Source organism: Marinobacter caseinilyticus (assembly GCF_011074955.1).
Taxonomy (GTDB): domain Bacteria; phylum Pseudomonadota; class Gammaproteobacteria; order Pseudomonadales; family Oleiphilaceae; genus Marinobacter; species Marinobacter caseinilyticus.
In genome coordinates this window covers 29979-46687 of the sequence record NZ_WUQJ01000006.1, presented here as the reverse complement: position 1 = coordinate 46687, position 16709 = coordinate 29979, and the positions used below count along the sequence as shown (strand labels likewise).

At 57.4% G+C, this 16709-nt stretch carries 10 protein-coding genes and 2 pseudogenes; 7 read left to right on the top strand and 5 right to left on the bottom strand.

Translation table 11 applies throughout. From position 1 onward, the window contains the following. The first annotated feature begins 24 nt into the window (after positions 1 to 24). Both GRX64_RS02500 and GRX64_RS02495 read left to right on the top strand, forming a co-directional pair. A complete protein-coding gene (locus GRX64_RS02500; protein ID WP_166263619.1) occupies positions 25 to 1782 on the top strand; it encodes an isocitrate/isopropylmalate family dehydrogenase in 1758 nt (585 codons plus the stop codon). Positions 1783 to 2475: 693 nt separating this feature from the next. Beyond that, complete coding sequence (locus GRX64_RS02495) at positions 2476 to 7560, top strand: thrombospondin type 3 repeat-containing protein (RefSeq protein ID WP_166263618.1); 5085 nt, start codon at positions 2476 to 2478, stop codon at positions 7558 to 7560. A gap of 194 nt (positions 7561 to 7754) precedes the next feature. Here the strand turns inward: GRX64_RS02495 and GRX64_RS19525 are convergent, their stop codons facing one another. From GRX64_RS19525 to umuD, 3 genes and pseudogenes are all read right to left on the bottom strand, one after another. Next, positions 7755 to 7910, bottom strand: coding sequence for a DUF4113 domain-containing protein (locus GRX64_RS19525; protein ID WP_235937501.1), 156 nt, complete (start codon positions 7908 to 7910; stop codon positions 7755 to 7757). Between the two features lie 102 nt (positions 7911 to 8012). Beyond that, positions 8013 to 8240, bottom strand: a pseudogene (locus GRX64_RS19520) (DinB/UmuC family translesion DNA polymerase); the annotation flags it as partial. A 224-nt stretch (positions 8241 to 8464) separates the two neighbouring features. Beyond that, a pseudogene (gene umuD / locus GRX64_RS19515) lies at positions 8465 to 9469 on the bottom strand (translesion error-prone DNA polymerase V autoproteolytic subunit); the annotation flags it as partial. A 243-nt stretch (positions 9470 to 9712) separates the two neighbouring features. On the opposite strand from umuD, the gene GRX64_RS02480 reads away from it, so the two are divergent. From GRX64_RS02480 to GRX64_RS02465, 4 genes are read left to right on the top strand one after another with little or no spacing between them, the layout of a single operon-like run. Then, positions 9713 to 10099, top strand: coding sequence for a DUF3775 domain-containing protein (locus GRX64_RS02480; protein ID WP_166263617.1), 387 nt, complete (start codon positions 9713 to 9715; stop codon positions 10097 to 10099). A gap of 19 nt (positions 10100 to 10118) precedes the next feature. Next, on the top strand, positions 10119 to 11216 hold the full coding sequence (locus GRX64_RS02475; RefSeq protein WP_166263616.1) for a CapA family protein: 1098 nt from the start codon (positions 10119 to 10121) through the stop codon (positions 11214 to 11216). Positions 11217 to 11263: 47 nt separating this feature from the next. Beyond that, on the top strand, positions 11264 to 11926 hold the full coding sequence (locus tag GRX64_RS02470; protein WP_166263615.1) for a dienelactone hydrolase family protein: 663 nt from the start codon (positions 11264 to 11266) through the stop codon (positions 11924 to 11926). Between the two features lie 59 nt (positions 11927 to 11985). Further along, complete coding sequence (locus tag GRX64_RS02465; protein WP_207308708.1) at positions 11986 to 12978, top strand: ribose-phosphate diphosphokinase; 993 nt, start codon at positions 11986 to 11988, stop codon at positions 12976 to 12978. Here the strand turns inward: GRX64_RS02465 and GRX64_RS02460 are convergent. Together GRX64_RS02460 and GRX64_RS02455 are read right to left on the bottom strand one after the other, a co-directional pair. Then, on the bottom strand, positions 12938 to 13951 hold the full coding sequence (locus GRX64_RS02460; protein WP_166263614.1) for a hypothetical protein: 1014 nt from the start codon (positions 13949 to 13951) through the stop codon (positions 12938 to 12940). The genes GRX64_RS02465 and GRX64_RS02460 overlap by 41 nt on opposite strands. A gap of 59 nt (positions 13952 to 14010) precedes the next feature. Continuing rightward, positions 14011 to 14667 (bottom strand): phosphoribosyltransferase, encoded by a 657-nt coding sequence (locus tag GRX64_RS02455; RefSeq protein WP_166263613.1) that lies wholly within the window; start codon positions 14665 to 14667, stop codon positions 14011 to 14013. Positions 14668 to 14981: 314 nt separating this feature from the next. Between GRX64_RS02455 and groL the strand changes: the two genes are divergently transcribed. Next, on the top strand, positions 14982 to 16604 hold the full coding sequence (gene groL, locus GRX64_RS02450; protein WP_166263612.1) for a chaperonin GroEL: 1623 nt from the start codon (positions 14982 to 14984) through the stop codon (positions 16602 to 16604). The last annotated feature ends 105 nt before the right edge of the window (positions 16605 to 16709 follow it).

Genomic DNA, 16709 nt, shown 5'->3' with positions numbered 1-16709 from the left:
TGCGAATACCGCCGGGAGAAATCTATGGACAGCAAAATCAACGTAGCGTCGCCTTTGGTCATCCTTCACGGCGACGAAATGGCCCAGGTTGCTTTCGAGAAAATTCTCGAAAAATTCGTGACTGCCCGTCTGAACATCCAGCTTGAGGAAATCGATTTGTCCGCGGAACACCGCCTGCTGACCAATGGCCAGGCAGTGATGGATGCCATCGACGCCCTTCAGCGTCATGGAGTGGGGGTGAAGAACGCTGGTATGACCGTCAACCGCCAGCAACTGGAAGAATTGCTCCGCAAGCACCCCGATGTGGATTCCGGCAATCTTCATCCTCTGGCCACCAAATCCCCCAACGGCGCCATCCGCAAAGGCATCAGCGGGAACATCACCCGTGAGGACATCCAGTTCCGCAACCTCAAGATCAGCCGGCCAGACTGGATTGGCCGCGACATCGAAGTGGACACCATGGAGTTCGGTGGCATCAAGAGCAGCTTTAACCAGCTCTCCCAGGCTACGGGCGTGGTCAAACTGATGTTTGTCGGCAGCAGCGGCGACCCTGTGGAATTGCACCGCCGAGAGGTCCGCAAGGGCGACCCCTGGCTGCTGGCCACCAACGATGTAGAGGATGTTAAAGCCTGGACTCACCGTTTCTTCCAGCGGGCCATTGATGAGAAACGGGATGTCTACCTGGGACTGAAAGACACTGTTATTCCCGGTTACGACGGTGCCATGCGTTCAGTGATTGAGGACATCTACCACAGCGACTACCAACAGCAGATTAAGGAACTCGGACTGAGCTACTACTACGAGCTCATCGACGCCCAGGCCGCGCGCATTGTCTCCAATCCACCCGAGCGCGCGTTATGGGGCGTGCCCGACAACACCACCGGGCGCAAGCTGTTCAAACTGGTAAACCACCTCCGGGAGTTCGGCATTCCCAGTCGTAGCGCCCACGTGTCTATTTCCCGCATGAGCGCCGGCGGCGGCGACCAGTACGGCAGCTTCAACATGCCGGCAGAGGAAGACGGCATTCTCAAGGTGATCGTTGACGGCGAGGAAAAACATGCCCGCCGGGTAAGGACAGGGGACCCCATACTGCTCATGTCCAATGACCGCGAGGCCATCAAGGACTGGGTAGCCCAGGTGTTCCGTGACGCATCCCGCAAGGACAAAGAGGTCTACTTTGGCTTGAAGCGCGAGTACATGGAATACGACGACGTCTTCAGTGACGTCATTACCGAAGTGCGCCGGGAACTGGCACGTGAGCACACGCCGCCGCCGTCGTTCATGATCATGCGCCCCTCAAGTCAGCTCAAAAAGATGATCACCGACCCCCCGAGAAACGCTCTCTATCCCTCCCAGAACCTGGACGGCGATATTTTCTCTGACATCTCGGCGGCTCTCGGCGGCAGCTTGGCCACTGCCAGTTCCATCATTGAGAGCAAGGACGGCACCATGCTCTTTGAGGCGCCCCATGGCACTGCCCATGACCTCTACCTGAAGTATCTGGAGAGTGACGGCCGAGATGCCCACTTTAACCCCTCTGCCTTGATCTTTGCGCTCGCTAACGCTCTGGAAAATTTGGGGGAGCGCGAGGCCAACGCGCCCCTGACCGAATACGCCGTCAACCTGAAGGCAGCATTGACCGACACTGTTGACAGAGGCATTGTCACCGCCGACCTCAAGGGTAAGACCGTCGATCCAAATTCAGAGCAGGTGGTGGACATGGTCGGCTTTTTAGACGCAGTGGAAGGCGCGCTCCAGTCGCTTCCGGAGGATGCCCGCTGAGGGATCGATCAAGAATCCGGCGAGACGCCTGTTGATAGACGGGTAAGCTCATAATCCGTGATGATCATGACCGCCTGTTGGAATACATGCCAACCCGTGAAATTGTTTTCAAACCAATTCATTCAGAATTGCAGGCCCAGTCAATGGCCAGCACGCGGGCGCTCGATTCATGGACCTACGAAGCAGGGTATAAATCGAGCCGGCTGTAATTTCTCAGATGTTTCTACCCAAATTGGATGGCGAGTAAAACCGCCTCAGTAGCGCCCCGTGTGTGGAAATTTCTGTTTAGCGTAGAAAATCGAACTCCCCAAGTCCCCATCGTTGTTGTTGCCTTAATTTAGGCAGATCGCGTTTCAGTCTCAAACTCCCTTGCCAATGAAACCGATTTCTTCAGTTCGCTGACCAACTCAATAGAGTGAAAACAGCCAGTGTCCCTGACAGGCAGCCGCCCAATTCCGGGACATTGACGCCGGTCTGGGCTCCGGACTGACCATAAAGCTGAAGATTGATCGGTGAAAATAGCCCATTTGGGCTACAGACTGTTACTAAAAATTAACCTACTCTCTTGAATCTGGCTTTCAATGTAACGCCTTGTATCTGCCTTGCCGCCTGATTTGCGGTCGGATTTTATTGTGATTGACAAATTTTCTGGTTCTTCGGGTGAGTGTTTACACATTATTGAGGTTAGGTGATATGAACACGAAAATTAAGGCGGGTCGGTGGTTACGATTAACGGCAGTGCTTCTGGCAACCATGTTCATGGTTGCGTGCGGCGGAGGCGACAGCGGCGATTCAGACGACGAACTGCAAACGTTGGCAGAACGGCTACCTGCGGTTAAGCGGGTGGAATCCCTGAGCCCCCATTACGTTGAGCTGACTTTTGAACAAAGTGCCGATCCAGAGCTTCTCACCAACCTCAAGCTTTACACCATCACCCTGTCGAATGGCAAAACAGCCGCCGTTACCGGCGCCTATCCTGCGCCTGATGGCGGTTCGGTCATCCTCGAGATTAAAACCGCCGCAGAAGATGAGCAACTGGTTCCCAATGGCACCCTGACCTTCGACGTTGCGGGCCTCGAGGATGAACCCATCATCTTCACCGGCGACGCCAGCCAGGAGCTGACCGTTGTGGACATCAAATCGCTGAGTGACACCGTGGTGTTTATTCAGTTCAGTCAGCCGGTCTCGGACAACGCCGGCTACCTGGAAAGCTATCGGATTCGGGCACCGGATGGCTCTTCTCTGGCAGTACAAGCGGCCACACTCGGCGCCAATGCTGATACGGTTGTTCTCAATACCAGCCCACAAGACGACGTCCAGTATACGGTCACAATGGCCGGCGTGGCGGCCCGGGCGAGTGAGATTCCGCTCTATGCCGATGGGGGCGAGGATGCTTTCGTAGGGCTCACGCGCCAAACGGAGATTGCCGAGCCACTGTCGGTGGTGAGCGCCAGGTCCGTGGACAACACCCACGTGGTGTTGGCCTTCAGTAAGCCGGTAAGCGATGGCGCGCTTGATGCGTCCAATTACGGCATTGTGCAGGCCAACGTGAATACCGAGGTCGGTTACCTGGAGGTGGTGGAAGTCCAGTTTACCTCTATCGATCATACCGCCGTTCGCCTGACGACGCGGTCCCAGAATGAACTGACTTACCTGGTGTCGGTGGTCAATGTTACCGACTTGTACGGCCGTCAGATTGAGGTTACACCGGGTATTTCGGAGGTATTAACCGCTAATAAGGCAGAGTTTGCGGGCACGCCGCCCGGCGGCGCCGAGCTGGTGGATACCGACGGTGACGGGCTGTACGACAACGAAGAGCAGGCCGGCTACACCGTGATCATCGAACTGGCAAACGGGGATATCATCACCCGGCAGGTGACCAGTGATCCGGATGTTGCCGATACGGACGGCGATGGCCTGAATGATGGGGTCGAATTGCAATACGGGATGAACCCCAGGGCCACCGATACGGATGGTGACGGTCTCGGGGATAACTTCGAACTTAATACGGTGTTCAGCAATCCGTTCTCTCAGGACACCGACCAGGATGGCCTGGCCGATGGCTTCGAACACTTCGATCTGAAAACCTCGCCATTGCTCGCCGACACCGATGGCGACCAGCTCTCCGACGATAGCGAACTGTTTGAGTTAAACCGGGACCCATTGCTTGCGGACTTGCCCAAACTGCGTATTGATGTGGGCAATGTCCGGCTGCAGATTGATGAGCGCTACAGCTACACCAATGAGGCGGGTGAAGTCATTTCTCAAGAGTCGAGTTCCAATACGACCCTGGCGACTGCTGAAAGTACGTCTTTCACGACTTCAACCAGCGACACCACCGAGTGGGGGGTCGAGGCATCGCTCAGAGCCGGCTTCGGAACCGGCAGCTTCTTCGGCGGCGGTGGTGATAACCCTAAGCCAGGCGGAGGGGCTGAGTTGACGGTCACCGGTGGTTATAGTGCGGCCAACACGGTGCTGACGGACGATACGTCGGCGCAGGAGAGCCAGCAAGTGTATGAGAATTCCTTGACCAAGGGGGCTGAGCTGTCCACCACCAATACCGTGGCCCGCGAAATCACGGGCGCCCGGATCGACGTGGATTTGTCGATCCTCAATCTCGGTAATGTTCCCTTCAATGTCAGCGACATTGAAATTACGGTATTGCAGCAGGTCGGCAGTCGGACCAACTTCCTGCCGGTGGCGACCCTGGTGTCGAACTCGGAGCTGATTTCCGGTACGCCGCTGAATGTCAGCCTTGGGGCGTTCAGTACCGAGCGCGGCCCCTTTCTGTTTACCAGCCGCGAAGTGTTCCCGAATCTTGTCGAGGACATCATGCGCAAGCCGGCCGGCCTGGTCTTCCGCGTCGCCAATTACCGGGTGACCGATGAGTTGGGTCGGACCTATACCTTTATCAACCAGGTGGCACGGGACCGAACCGCTCGCATCGCACTGGATTTCGGCGATGCCGAGGCGGCAACGGATTACCTGGTCGCGACCAGCGGAGTGCTGGATGACGGCGCGGTCGCCGGCGGTGGCTATCTGGGCGGTTTTGCCTCCAATGGCGACCCGATTGGTCTGCCGATCGGTTACGTGCTGGAGGCCATCATGGACATTCCACGACACGACACCACCCTGGACCGGATTGTTCCCGGGGGTAATGGCCTTCTGGACACCGACAGCCTGATGACGATAGGCGGCGACGACATCGTTACCCTGGTGGACGGCGAGCCGGTTGTTGCTGCCGGCCCGAACGGATGGCTGGACAGCCGGCCTGCCGGCGATGATTTTGTCACCAACCCCAAGATCGCCAATGGCATTGTCGCGGGTCTCAATAAACGTGCCGACAGCCTGGCGGAGGGGGACGATGTCCAGCTTGTGCCGAGGGATACCACCGGCCTGAGCCTGGGAACTCTGGTCATAGGGCCCGGAGCCAACGGCAGGCTGGACACGGGCCGTTTCGGTGATGATGCAGTCGAGTTTGTCGGTGGCTATGAAACCAGTCGCTCCTGCGCGGTTACCTCCAATAAAGCGGGCGATGTGTGCCGGGTAGACAGCGACTGCGCCTGCGCTGTCGGCGACTCCGACGTCCGCTGCCTGGCTCCGGTTGCGGAGCCGGTCAATGCCTGTAGTGGTCCGGAACAACTGGTGCGGATTAACACCCTGCGCAATGGTGACCTGAACCGTGGCTGGGTGGTGCTAACGTCTGAAAATCTGCCGGCAGCGGCAGATTTCAATGAAATTCTGGTTGAAGCGGGCAATGATCTGTTCCTGGCCTTTTTGCAGGACCTCGATGGCGACGGGCTGTTTGCCCGCAACGAGTTCCTGTCGGGGTCCACGGACAGCGGTACTGACAACTACGTCAACGCCGACTTCGGGGAAGACTTCGATCCGGATGTGGCCGCAGGGTGTCCACTGCCGGAGCCCTTCTGCGATGGTATCCCGGATTCCCGTGACACCGACCGGGACGGACTCGGCGACTTTGCGGAAATCAACGTCGGCTGGAAGGTCGCTGTGGATGGGGGCAACCTGACGCAAACCTTTTCATCACCCCGTTTCAGGGATACCGATGGTGACGGATTGCTGGACCCGGTGGAGCAGGACCTGCGCCGTTACTGTGAGCCGAATGACCCCCGAACCGACGCCTTGTGTGCCTTCCTGCAGCGGGAAGCGGTCGGTATTGATCAGGCGATTGGCATCATTGCCGGCAGAAACGGTGTAGCGGAGAGCCTGGCCAGCGATACCGACGAGCAACTGGTGCCGGTCGGCACCAACGTGGCGTATGGCACAGCGATAGTTGGTCCCGGCGCCGATAACATTTTGACCACCCCCCTGGCGGGCGACGATCTTTATGAGTCAATAAACAGCATCCCCCCGGCGACGGATCCGACCCAGCGGGACACCGACAGGGACGCCATCTCGGACTTTACGGAACTTGACGGCTTTGCTGCGGGACTGGCCATCGTGGATGGTAGCAATGGAATCGTCGAGTCCGTGAAGAATGGCGACGACATTCAACGCGCGCTTGTGGGTAATCCCGTGGGTGAAGGGAGTGTGATAATTCTTCCGGGTAGCAACCAGTTGATCGACAGCGTCGCCCTGGGTGACGACACGATTCGACTTGCCATAGAAAATCTGGTCACAGATCCGCTGCGGCGGGACACGGACAACGATACCTTCGTGGACGGTCTGGAACTGAGGTTGGGGTCGATCCCAACCCAGTTTGATGGCACCGACTTTATCGATTCCGATCTGGATGGTCTGTCGGACCGTGAGGAAACTGAGTTGGGGTGGCTGGTGAGCGCGAACGGGGCCATTGGCTACCCGGTCAAGTCGAGCCCGTCGCTGCCAGACACCGATTTTGACGGTTTGCCGGATGTAATTGAGCGGGACTTGCGAACCGATCCCAATAACCAGGATACGGACGGTGACGGACTGTCGGATTACGAGGAAGTGAATGACCTGAGAAAGTATTCCGAGCTTGCACAACTCTATCCGGTTCTGGATTTCCCGAGCTCGACCGGGGGCCTGGGGACCAGTCCGTTGCTTTCGGACAGTGATTCGGATGGTTTGTCGGATAAAGCAGAAACGCAGGAGGGATTTCTCCTGCTGATTCCTGGCCGCTCAACGGCAACGACTTTCTACACCAACCCATTGCTGGCTGATACTGATCTGGATGGCATAAGCGATGGTGACGAGGTGAATCGTAGTGGTGGGGTAAATCCCGGGCCGACGGACCCGACCGATCCTGACACCGATGACGACAATCGTACCGACGGTAAAGAACAGACAGCTGGCAGTAATCCGTTTGTTCCCGATGCGGTGGTTACCCTTCGCTACACTTATCTACAGCTGGATGGTGGCGAGAGTGGTTGGGCTTGGTATTTTTACGCCCAGGGTCCAGGCCAACGTTTTCCGGGCAGCCTGGTATTGGATAACGTTGAATTCACAAACAATTCATCTTACGAATCAAGCACGCTTGATGGTCTCTGCCCCTATGTCAACCTGCCGAACTTTGCGTTGCTCTATTTCGCCGGTAGTTATGCAGAGCAAGAGTTTGTCATGAAGGCAGGCGATGCCATTGTGCTGAGTGGAGAGGTTAAGGAACTGGATTCATGCACAGAATTTGCCACCAATGTCTCACAGCTCGCTACCATCGAAAAAGTTCTGACCTTTGAAGACATTGTTGGCAGTGCCGCAGGCCGAATCGGAACCATTAAGACGGTCTCGTTAATTGGTAGCGTGACTCCGACTGTTGGCTGGGAGGTGGTGGTCGAGTAGCGGATAGGCGCTCGGTATGAGGCTGGCCCACAGGGCCAGCCTCGTTTCCGTAGGGTTGTCTGTAGACGCGGGTGGGCTCACTAAAGAGTATTCGGACCTCTGCTTCCGGAAGACACCGATTCTGCCCTTAATAGAATGGCCTTATTCCATTACGGGACGAGTCCGTTATTGGTTAACCTCTACCATCAGCCGCCTTACCGCGCACGGGGTAAATCACTCCAGCGCGTGGTGAAGGCAGGCGACAGGTAGTCCCGTCGCATGGCCCATGGCTGCTGGCCCCATTGAGCCTGTCGGGCGAACGTTACGGTACCCGTGCCAGCCACTCGATTGATCCGATCCAGCGCCGTCATCAAAGCGCGGCTCCGCTCTGAATCACCTTTATTATCAAAAATATCCCCCTGACTGTTCACTGATTCCCTGAAGTCCATGAGCATAACGCCAGCCTTATTGAAGCGGAATCCATCTCGCCAGAGTTGGGTGATCAGCCGGGTAGTTGCCTCGACAAGAACACGGGTGTCGCTACTGGGATAGGGCAGGGTTTGATTGGCGGAATTGCTGTAACGCGGCCCCTCTGTGAAGCGGTTGGTCGAGAGGAATGCTGAAAGCTGCCCGGCCACCCGTTCTTCACCCCGAATTTTCTCTGCTGCCCGGGTTGCGAACCCGGTAACAGCCGCCAACATATCATCAAGATGGGCCACCGGTTGACCAAAGGATCGGCTACATACGATTTGCTGCTTGGCCGGGGGACTTCGTCGATTTCCTGACAAGCCACGCCGCGAAGCTCCCAGGCGGTTCGCTCAACAACCACGGAAAAGTGGCTCCGAACCCACGCCGGATCTGCCTTTGCCAGATCCAGGCCCGTGACGATTCCTAGAGGCTTCAGCCGTTTGGCCAGACGCCACCCGATGCCCCAAATTTCTTCAACCGGGGTAATGGCCAGCAATTTATGTTGTCGCTCAGAACTCGTCAGGTCCACCACACCCCCGGTTTTGGGGTATTGTTTTGCCCCGTGGTTTGCGAGTTTGGCCAGCGTCAGGGTGCTCGATATACCAACGCAGATGGGCAATCCTGTCCATTGCGCTACTCGGTTCTTGATCTGGTGGCCGAATTCTTTCAGCGACATCGCCGATTTGACTCCGGAAAGATCGAGAAAAGCCTCGTCAATGCTGTAAGGCATGACATTCGGCGACAGCTCTTCAAGGGTCTGCATGAATCGGTCAGACATATCCCCGTAAAGCGCGTAATTGGAGGAGCACACTACAACGTTATGTCGGCGCACGAGATCGCGGATCATGAAAAGCGGTGCGCCCATCTTGATGCCAATCCGTTTGGCTTCTGTGTTACGGGCCACAGTGCAACCGTCATTATTCGACAGCACGATGAGCGGTCGTCCCCGGTAAGCGGGCTGAAAGATCTGCTCGACGCTGGCGTAAAACGAGTTCGCATCACATAAGGCGTACACGGTCATTCTCAGGGTCCGATCAGCGAATGAATCACATACGTGACGACACCGAAGATTTCCAGCTCGGATTCGCCCGATAAAATGATGGGGGTGTAGGCGGGGTTTTTCCGCAATTAACCGAGGCGTGTCGCTTGTCAGGTGTAGTCGTTTACACAGGAAATCACCGTTCAGAGACGCAATCACTATGTGGTTGTGAAGGGCTTTGAGGCTCCGATCAACAATCAAAATATCACCATCGAAAATACCGGCGTTAATCATTGAGTCCCCCTCAGCCCGCACGAGGTAAGTCGCTGCGGGCCGGCGAATACAGAGTTCGTTGAGATCGAGTGCCTTGTCGAGGTAGTCGATGGCCGGGCTTGGGAAATCCGCCTGAACAGAATCCAGGAAAAACGGTAATGGTAATCCGGGCGTGTCACAGTCGGCCCGGGAAAAATATTTGATGAGCACAGGGGGTCCTCTTAAAAACTGTATTTATATACAGTATAGCGATAAAAAGAGACCGTGCCGAGGAACATGGCAAGTGATTTTGGGCAGGGTAGTTGCATTGGCCGAAAAAGGGGTGAACAAGTCGACTGGAAGCACTTGTGAGATCTTGACGTCAATCAAGTTGAGCAAGCGCTGATATGCTCAAAATATGAGCATCGGATGTCAGCGGGGGTGTCGGGTCCGTTTATCCAGAGGGGGCAGGATATGGACTTGAATCTTAATTCGGAAACAGTCTGCTTTTTGATTGCCAAAGCTCATGAATTCCATGCCAAGGAAGGGGTCACCATTGAGGAAAGCCCCACCAGCCCGTCGGATGACTGGGCCATGCAGGTCCTGGCCGACCACAGCGACGATGCGACTTACCAGGAAATGGCCTACGTCATCAATGACCTCGATCCGGATCAACAGATCGAACTGGTGGCCTTGATGTGGTTGGGGCGGGGAGATTTTTCCCTGGACGAGTGGGATCTGGCGCTGGAACAGGCCGCTGATGCAAATACCTCCCATACCGCCGAGTACCTGATCGCGACCCCACTGGTGTCCGATTACTGGCAGGAGGGCCTGGAACTGCACGGTTATAGCTGCGACTGATATACCAGGTAACGCACGAATGACAAATCACTTACGCCTACTATTATGCGGTGATGTGATGACCGGACGGGGCATCGACCAGATCATGCCCCGGTCGGTTGACCCCATTCTGTTTGAGTCCGTGGTGCAATCGGCGGTGGATTACATCGCCCTGGCGGAAAGGCGCCACGGGCCGATTCCCCGCAATGTCGAGCCCCATTACATCTGGGGGGAGGCGTTGCCATTGATGCAGGCGATGTCGCCCGATGTCAGGATCGCTAATTTGGAAACGGCGGTCACCACGAGTGGCGATCGCCAGCACAAGGGCATCAACTACCGTATGCATCCGGCCAACGTGGCGTGCTTGCAGGCCGCCCATCTGGATGTCTGTACCCTGGCAAACAACCATGTGCTGGATTGGGGCGAACGCGGGCTGCGGGAGACGCTGGAGGTGTTGCGTGATGCCGGGATCAAGACGGCAGGCGCGGGAATTGACCTCAACGATGCGATGGCACCGGCCGTGCAACCTGCAGGCGAGAGGCGTGTATTGATCTTTGCAGGCGGATACAGGAACAGTGGTATCGATCCCGGCTGGGCCGCTACCCCCCATGGCCCCGGTGTCCATTTACTTCCGGATTTCTCGTCACGGACCGCCGCTGGAATCGCGCAGGCTGTTCAGTCGCTGCGTCGGGACGATGATGTTGTCGTTTACTCCGTGCATTGGGGCAGTAACTGGGGCTACGACGTACCGGAACCGCATCGGGCATTTGCCCATACGCTGATCGATGAGGCGGGCGTGGACCTGGTGTTTGGTCACTCGTCCCACCACCCCAAGGGTATCGAGGTCTATCGCAATAAGTTGATCCTCTACGGTTGCGGGGACCTGATCAATGATTACGAGGGGATTGCCGGATACGAGGCGTTTCATCCCGACCTGCGGGTGATCTATTTTCCCCTGCTCGATCACTGCAGCGACCTCAAAGGCCTGGACATGGCGGTATTGGAGACGGGCGGCTTCGCACTGCACCGAGCCCCAGCAGAAAAGGTTGACTGGCTGGGCGGTTGTTTGGCGGCGGTTAGTCGGGAGTCGGGCGTTGGCATACGAAGCAGTGGGGATAACTTACTTGAGCTTTACTGACAAGGCGACGTACGCCGGCCTTTTTTCCCAGTGGAGGGGACGCTCCGATGGAAACAGAAATACGGGAACTTACCTTGAACACCACCGATGCGAATCTGGACGGCATCCTGGGCCTGCCCGCACATGCTTCATCGCTGGTTGTGTTCGTTCATGGCAGCGGCAGTAGCCGTTTCAGCTCGCGTAACCGGCAGGTCGCGTCCTACCTGAACTCCCTGGGATTGGCGACCCTGCTGTTCGATCTGTTGACCGAACGGGAGAACGAGACCGATCGTTATACCCGGCAATTCCGATTTGATATCCCGCTGTTGGGCAGACGTATCCAGGACACCGTGGATTGGCTTGCACAGGAGCCAGACTTTGCCTCAATGCGAATCGGCTTGTTTGGTGCCAGTACCGGCGCTGCCGCTGCCCTGATTTGTGCAGCGCGGCGGCCCAAAGCAATACGGGCGGTCGTGTCCCGGGGTGGTCGGCCCGACTTGGCCGGGGACGACCTGGACCGGGTGGAAGCGCCGACCCTGTTGTTGGTTGGAGGCGATGACGGGACGGTGATCCGGCTCAACGAGCAGGCCGCCAAGAGGCTGAACTGCCCGCATGAGCTGTCCATTATCCCCGGCGCCACGCACCTGTTCGAGGAGCCGGGCAAACTCGAACAGGTGAGCGAACTGGGCGGTGCCTGGTTCCGGTTGTATCTGGCGGCCCCTGAACACTGAGGACCCTGCTGCGCTGGCACATGGTGCGTTTATCGAAGTTGAGTACTGCGAGGTGGCAAATGGATATCACGGAACGACCGAGTTCAAGCGGCAAGATGATGCTGTTCAGTCTCGACAGTGGCAAACACCTGTTGCAACAGGTTTCTTCGCACCTGGGCGTTATCCCTGGCAGTCATGAGGAGCGCCACTTCGAGGGTGGGGAGCACAAGATTCGCGCCCTCGACACCGTCCGCGGCCAGGATGTGTACCTGGTGCAGTCACTTTATGGCGAACCCTCTGAAAGTGTTAACGACAAGCTCATCAAGCTGTTGTTTTTTATCGGCGGTCTGCGGGATGCTGGTGCAATGCGGGTGACCCTGTACGCACCCTATCTGTGCTACATGCGCAAGGACCGCCGCACCAAATTTCAGGACCCGCTCTCTTCCCGCTATAGCGCCCAATTGCTGGAAGCGGTGGGGCTCGACCGGCTGGTCGTGTTCGACGTCCACAACATTGCTGCGTTCGAAAATGCATTCCGCTGCCGGACGGTACACCTGAGCATCCAACCCCTGCTGGCAGACTATCTGGCGCCTTTGTTTGCCAACAGTGACATTGTAGTTGCTTCACCGGACATTGGCGGCGCCAAGCGGGTTGAGCTGTTCCGGGAACGGTTGGCCCAAACCCTGGGGCGACCCGTGGATTCAGCGTTCGTGGAGAAGTACCGCCGCGGTGGAGTGGTCAGCGGGGGGCGGGTTGTGGGGGACGTCGCCGGACGCACAGTGATCATTCTGGACGACCTGATCGCCGGTGGCACGACCATGCGGCGTGCTGCTGAAGCCATGGCATACGCCGGTGCAAGCGCCGTTTATGGGGCGGCCACCCACGGTCTTTTCACCGAAAACGCAGCGTCCAACCTGTCCACGGCCGCCCTCAGTCGGCTGATCACCAGCAACTCGGTGTCGGGCCCGGCGCTGCCCGGTTGGCGAGACCGGCACCAGGTGCTGGATATCTCACCGCTGATCGCCGAGTCAATCAACGCGTTGTCCAGCGAGTGTAATGCCGGGCCAGCCTGAGATACGTTGTCGCCTCGGCCAACCAGTTTCGCCGTTTCTGGTCGGGGTCATCGAGCAGATGCATGGCCGCAAGCCGCGCCCGGGTGCTGGCGCGGTATGCCAGATAAAACCAGGACAGGGGCAGAGAGGCGCAGTCGTGAGTCTGTTTCTGGTACTGCTCAAAGAAATAAAGTCCGACTTCCGGGGCCCTGGCCGCTTCGCATTCGATCCTGAAGTAGGCCAGTTCGTCCACCGGATCAAGCAGTCGCAAGGTGCGGTCAAATTCCAGGCAGTCAATAATGACCGGAGGGTCGGTCAGGCAGACATGTTCGGGGCGCAGGTCACCGTGGGCTTCGATAACCCGATTGTCAGCCAGCCGTTGTTGCAACAGATCGCTATATTCGCCGAGAAAGGTTTTCTGCGCCAACATGATGTGAGACACCTGTTCCGGATCCAGTCGATAACGGGGGTCGAGGAGACAGCGTTGGTTATTGGCGATGCCGTCTGAAAACCGCTTGATCCAGACGGCTTGAGACATGGCCACCGGTTGCGCTTCTAGATAGAAGTTGCAGAGTCTGGACAGTGCCGGAGACAGCTTATCGGGAGGGATGCGTCCCCGTCTCATCATTTCATTGAGCATCAAATCCCTGGGGAGCCGTCGCATATGCACAAGCCAGTCGACCGTCTCCCCATGATCCTCTATCCGCAGTTCCCCCGCCGAGTTCCGGACCAGGGGGACCACCCCCAGGTAAACACTCTCTGCCAAACGACGATTGAGCCTGCACTCTTCCAGACAGTTGTGGTGGCGTTTCTCCAGTTGGGAAAAATCGAGGCAATCCGTGGTGACTGGCTTTTTCAGTTTGTAAACGTGCTCCGGGGTGAGGAAAACCCAGGACCAGTGCGTCTCGATGGACTCAATCGACACAGCGTCAACAGGGTAGGCGCGAGGTCTTGATAGGGCGCTCACTTTTTCTTCAAGTGTGGGTTCGGGCACGGCGCATAACCCCGGTTGCTGTAGTGACTGACAACGCTGCCGGATTGACGCCAATTCTCTCAGGCAGCGTGGTCAGGGCCTTTTTGGTCCGCCGCAAGCAATCGTTGTACCTCCTCATCTTCTACCTGGTCGAAGTCTTCGTACCACTGGCCCACGGCATAGAGATTGGCGGGGATGTACAGGCAGACGGTTTCGTCGGAGACGGCGGCAATACGTTCCAGGGCTTCGGTCGACGCCACCGGAATCGCAGCGGTAATGCGTTTGGGACCCAATGAACGAAGAGCGGTCAGTGCCGCCGTCATGGTTGCGCCGGTTGCAAGGCCATCGTCGACCACAATGACGTGACGACCCGCCACGCGCAATCCGGGCCGATTGCCACGAAAGAGTCTTTCGCGTCGCTCAAGCTCGTTCTGCTCGGACTCGATCACCGACTGCAGCTGGCTAACGCTCAGGCCGCTGCTTTCGATCACATCGGAATTGAGAATGCGAGCACCGCCCGAGGCGATGGCGCCGGCGGCCAGTTCGCGGTGCCATGGCAAACCCAGTTTACGCACCAGCAGCACATCCAACTCGCCACCGAGGGCATTGGCGATTTCAGCGGCGACCGGCACGCCGCCACGGGGCAGTCCGATGACCAGCAAGTCGGTTTCATCGCGATACCGTGACAGTTTGCCGGCCAACTGATGGCCGGCATCGCTGCGATTTCTGAATCTCATGGCAATGTCTTCGTGACTGTCGTTTTCATCACGCCAGCCCTCGTCTCAGATGAGTGTTACTGCTCAGGATCAAGCACGGGACCGACGTCTATCGATCGCCGCCAAACCAGAGCATTACCAACCCATCGCTGTACCAAAAGAAAGCGAGCCTTCAGCTCACCCATCGTCAGGCGGAGCAATGGGCCAACGGAGCCAGCACATTGGTGTGAACACCGATAAGCCATTAAAGCACTCCAGTCGAACCGGAACTTGACTGGGATCAACATCGCGTACCGAATTAGTGGAATGCTGGATAGAAATGGGAGGGCTGATCAATGTCCTACAAGAAACTGCTGTTCCGGTCCGCTGCCAGAGAAAAAATTCTCAACGGAGTCAGTCAGTTAGCGGGCGCCATTGGCATAACCCTGGGTCCCAAATCCAAGTCGGTCCTGATCCAGCGTAAATGGGGGAACCCATTGGTCTGCAATGACGGCGTGACCATCGCCAAAGAGATGCAATTGGAGGACCCGGCCGAAAACCTGGGCGTGCAGATGCTGCGTCAGGCGGCCGTGCAAACCGGAGACGTGGTCGGTGATGGCACCAGTACCTCGGCCTTGCTGGCCTATGCTATTTACGCTGAGGGAGTGCGCAACGTGACGGCCGGCGCCAGCGCCATCGATATCAAACGCGGCCTTGACCGGGCCTTGGGCCTGGTCGTCAATGCCCTGCACGAATTGTCGAAACCCGTATCCACTGATCTCGAGAAGGAGCAGGTTGCTACCATCTCGGCCCACAATGATCCCCAGATTGGCGCCTTGGTCGCAGAAGCCATGAAACGGGTGGGTGAGGAAGGCGTCATAACGGTGGAGGAATCGAAAAGCACCGAGACGGAACTGGATGTAGTCGAGGGGATGCAGTTCGACCGAGGTTATATTTCACCGTATTTCGTGACCCAGTCGGATTCGATGGAAGCGATTCTGGAGGACTGCTTTGTTCTGCTTTGTGATCAGAAAATTCGCAGCATACAAGATCTGGTTCCGCTGCTGGAGCAGATGGCCAAGACCGGCAGGCCACTGCTGGTGATCGCCGAATCCATTGAAGGTGAAGCATTGGCCACCCTGGTGGTTAATCAGTTGCGGGGCATTCTCCGATGCGCTGCCGTCAAGGCACCCGGTTTCGGCGACCGACGCAAGGCCATGATGGAGGACATTGCCATCCTGTGTGGTGGCACCGTGATCGCCGAAGAAACCGGTACCGGATTGGGGGACATTCAACCGGATCAACTTGGCGAGGCGGAGCGTGTTGTCATCGACAAGGATACAACCACGCTGATTGGCGGTCGAGGTCAGCCAGAGCAGATCGCGGCTCGGGTCAAGCAATTGCGCCTTCAGGCCGATCAGGCCAGTTCCGATTACGACCGTGAGAAACTGCGAGAACGCCTTGCCAGGCTGAGTGGCGGGGTGGCCGTCATCCGCGTTGGTGCGCCCGCTGAAGCCGAGATGCAGGCCAGGAAAGATGCTCTGGACGACGCCATCAGCGCAACCAAGGCTGCAGTAGCCGAAGGCATTTTGCCTGGCGGTGGGTTGGCCCTCCTGCGCTGCAGCGGCCTACTTCTGAAAGATGAGGAGACGACATCAGGCGATGTGCGAACCGGCCTGCAGATCCTTCGCCAGGCGCTGGAGATACCGGCACGACAAATTGCTCAGAATTCCGCCGTGGACGACGGTGTCGTGGTCGCCAGGATGCTGGAGAGCAAAGGGAATATCGGTTTCGATGCGGCGCAAAAAACGTATGTCGACCTGATGAAATCGGGCATCATCGATCCCACCAAAGTGGTACGCATCGCCCTTGAAAACGCGGTCTCGGTCGCGGGCACTCTGTTGCTCAGCGAAGCCACCATGATCGAAATCGAGGAGCCGGGAAAGGCTCAGCCCGAGCCGATGCCAAACCAGTTTTAACGAGTAGAGCCGTATCGGGCACAGGGAAATGACCCGTCTGTGAGGAAACGCCTCGAGAGCAGGGCGAGAACGTGTATGCCAGCTCAATGCCGTCGCTCTGAAAAC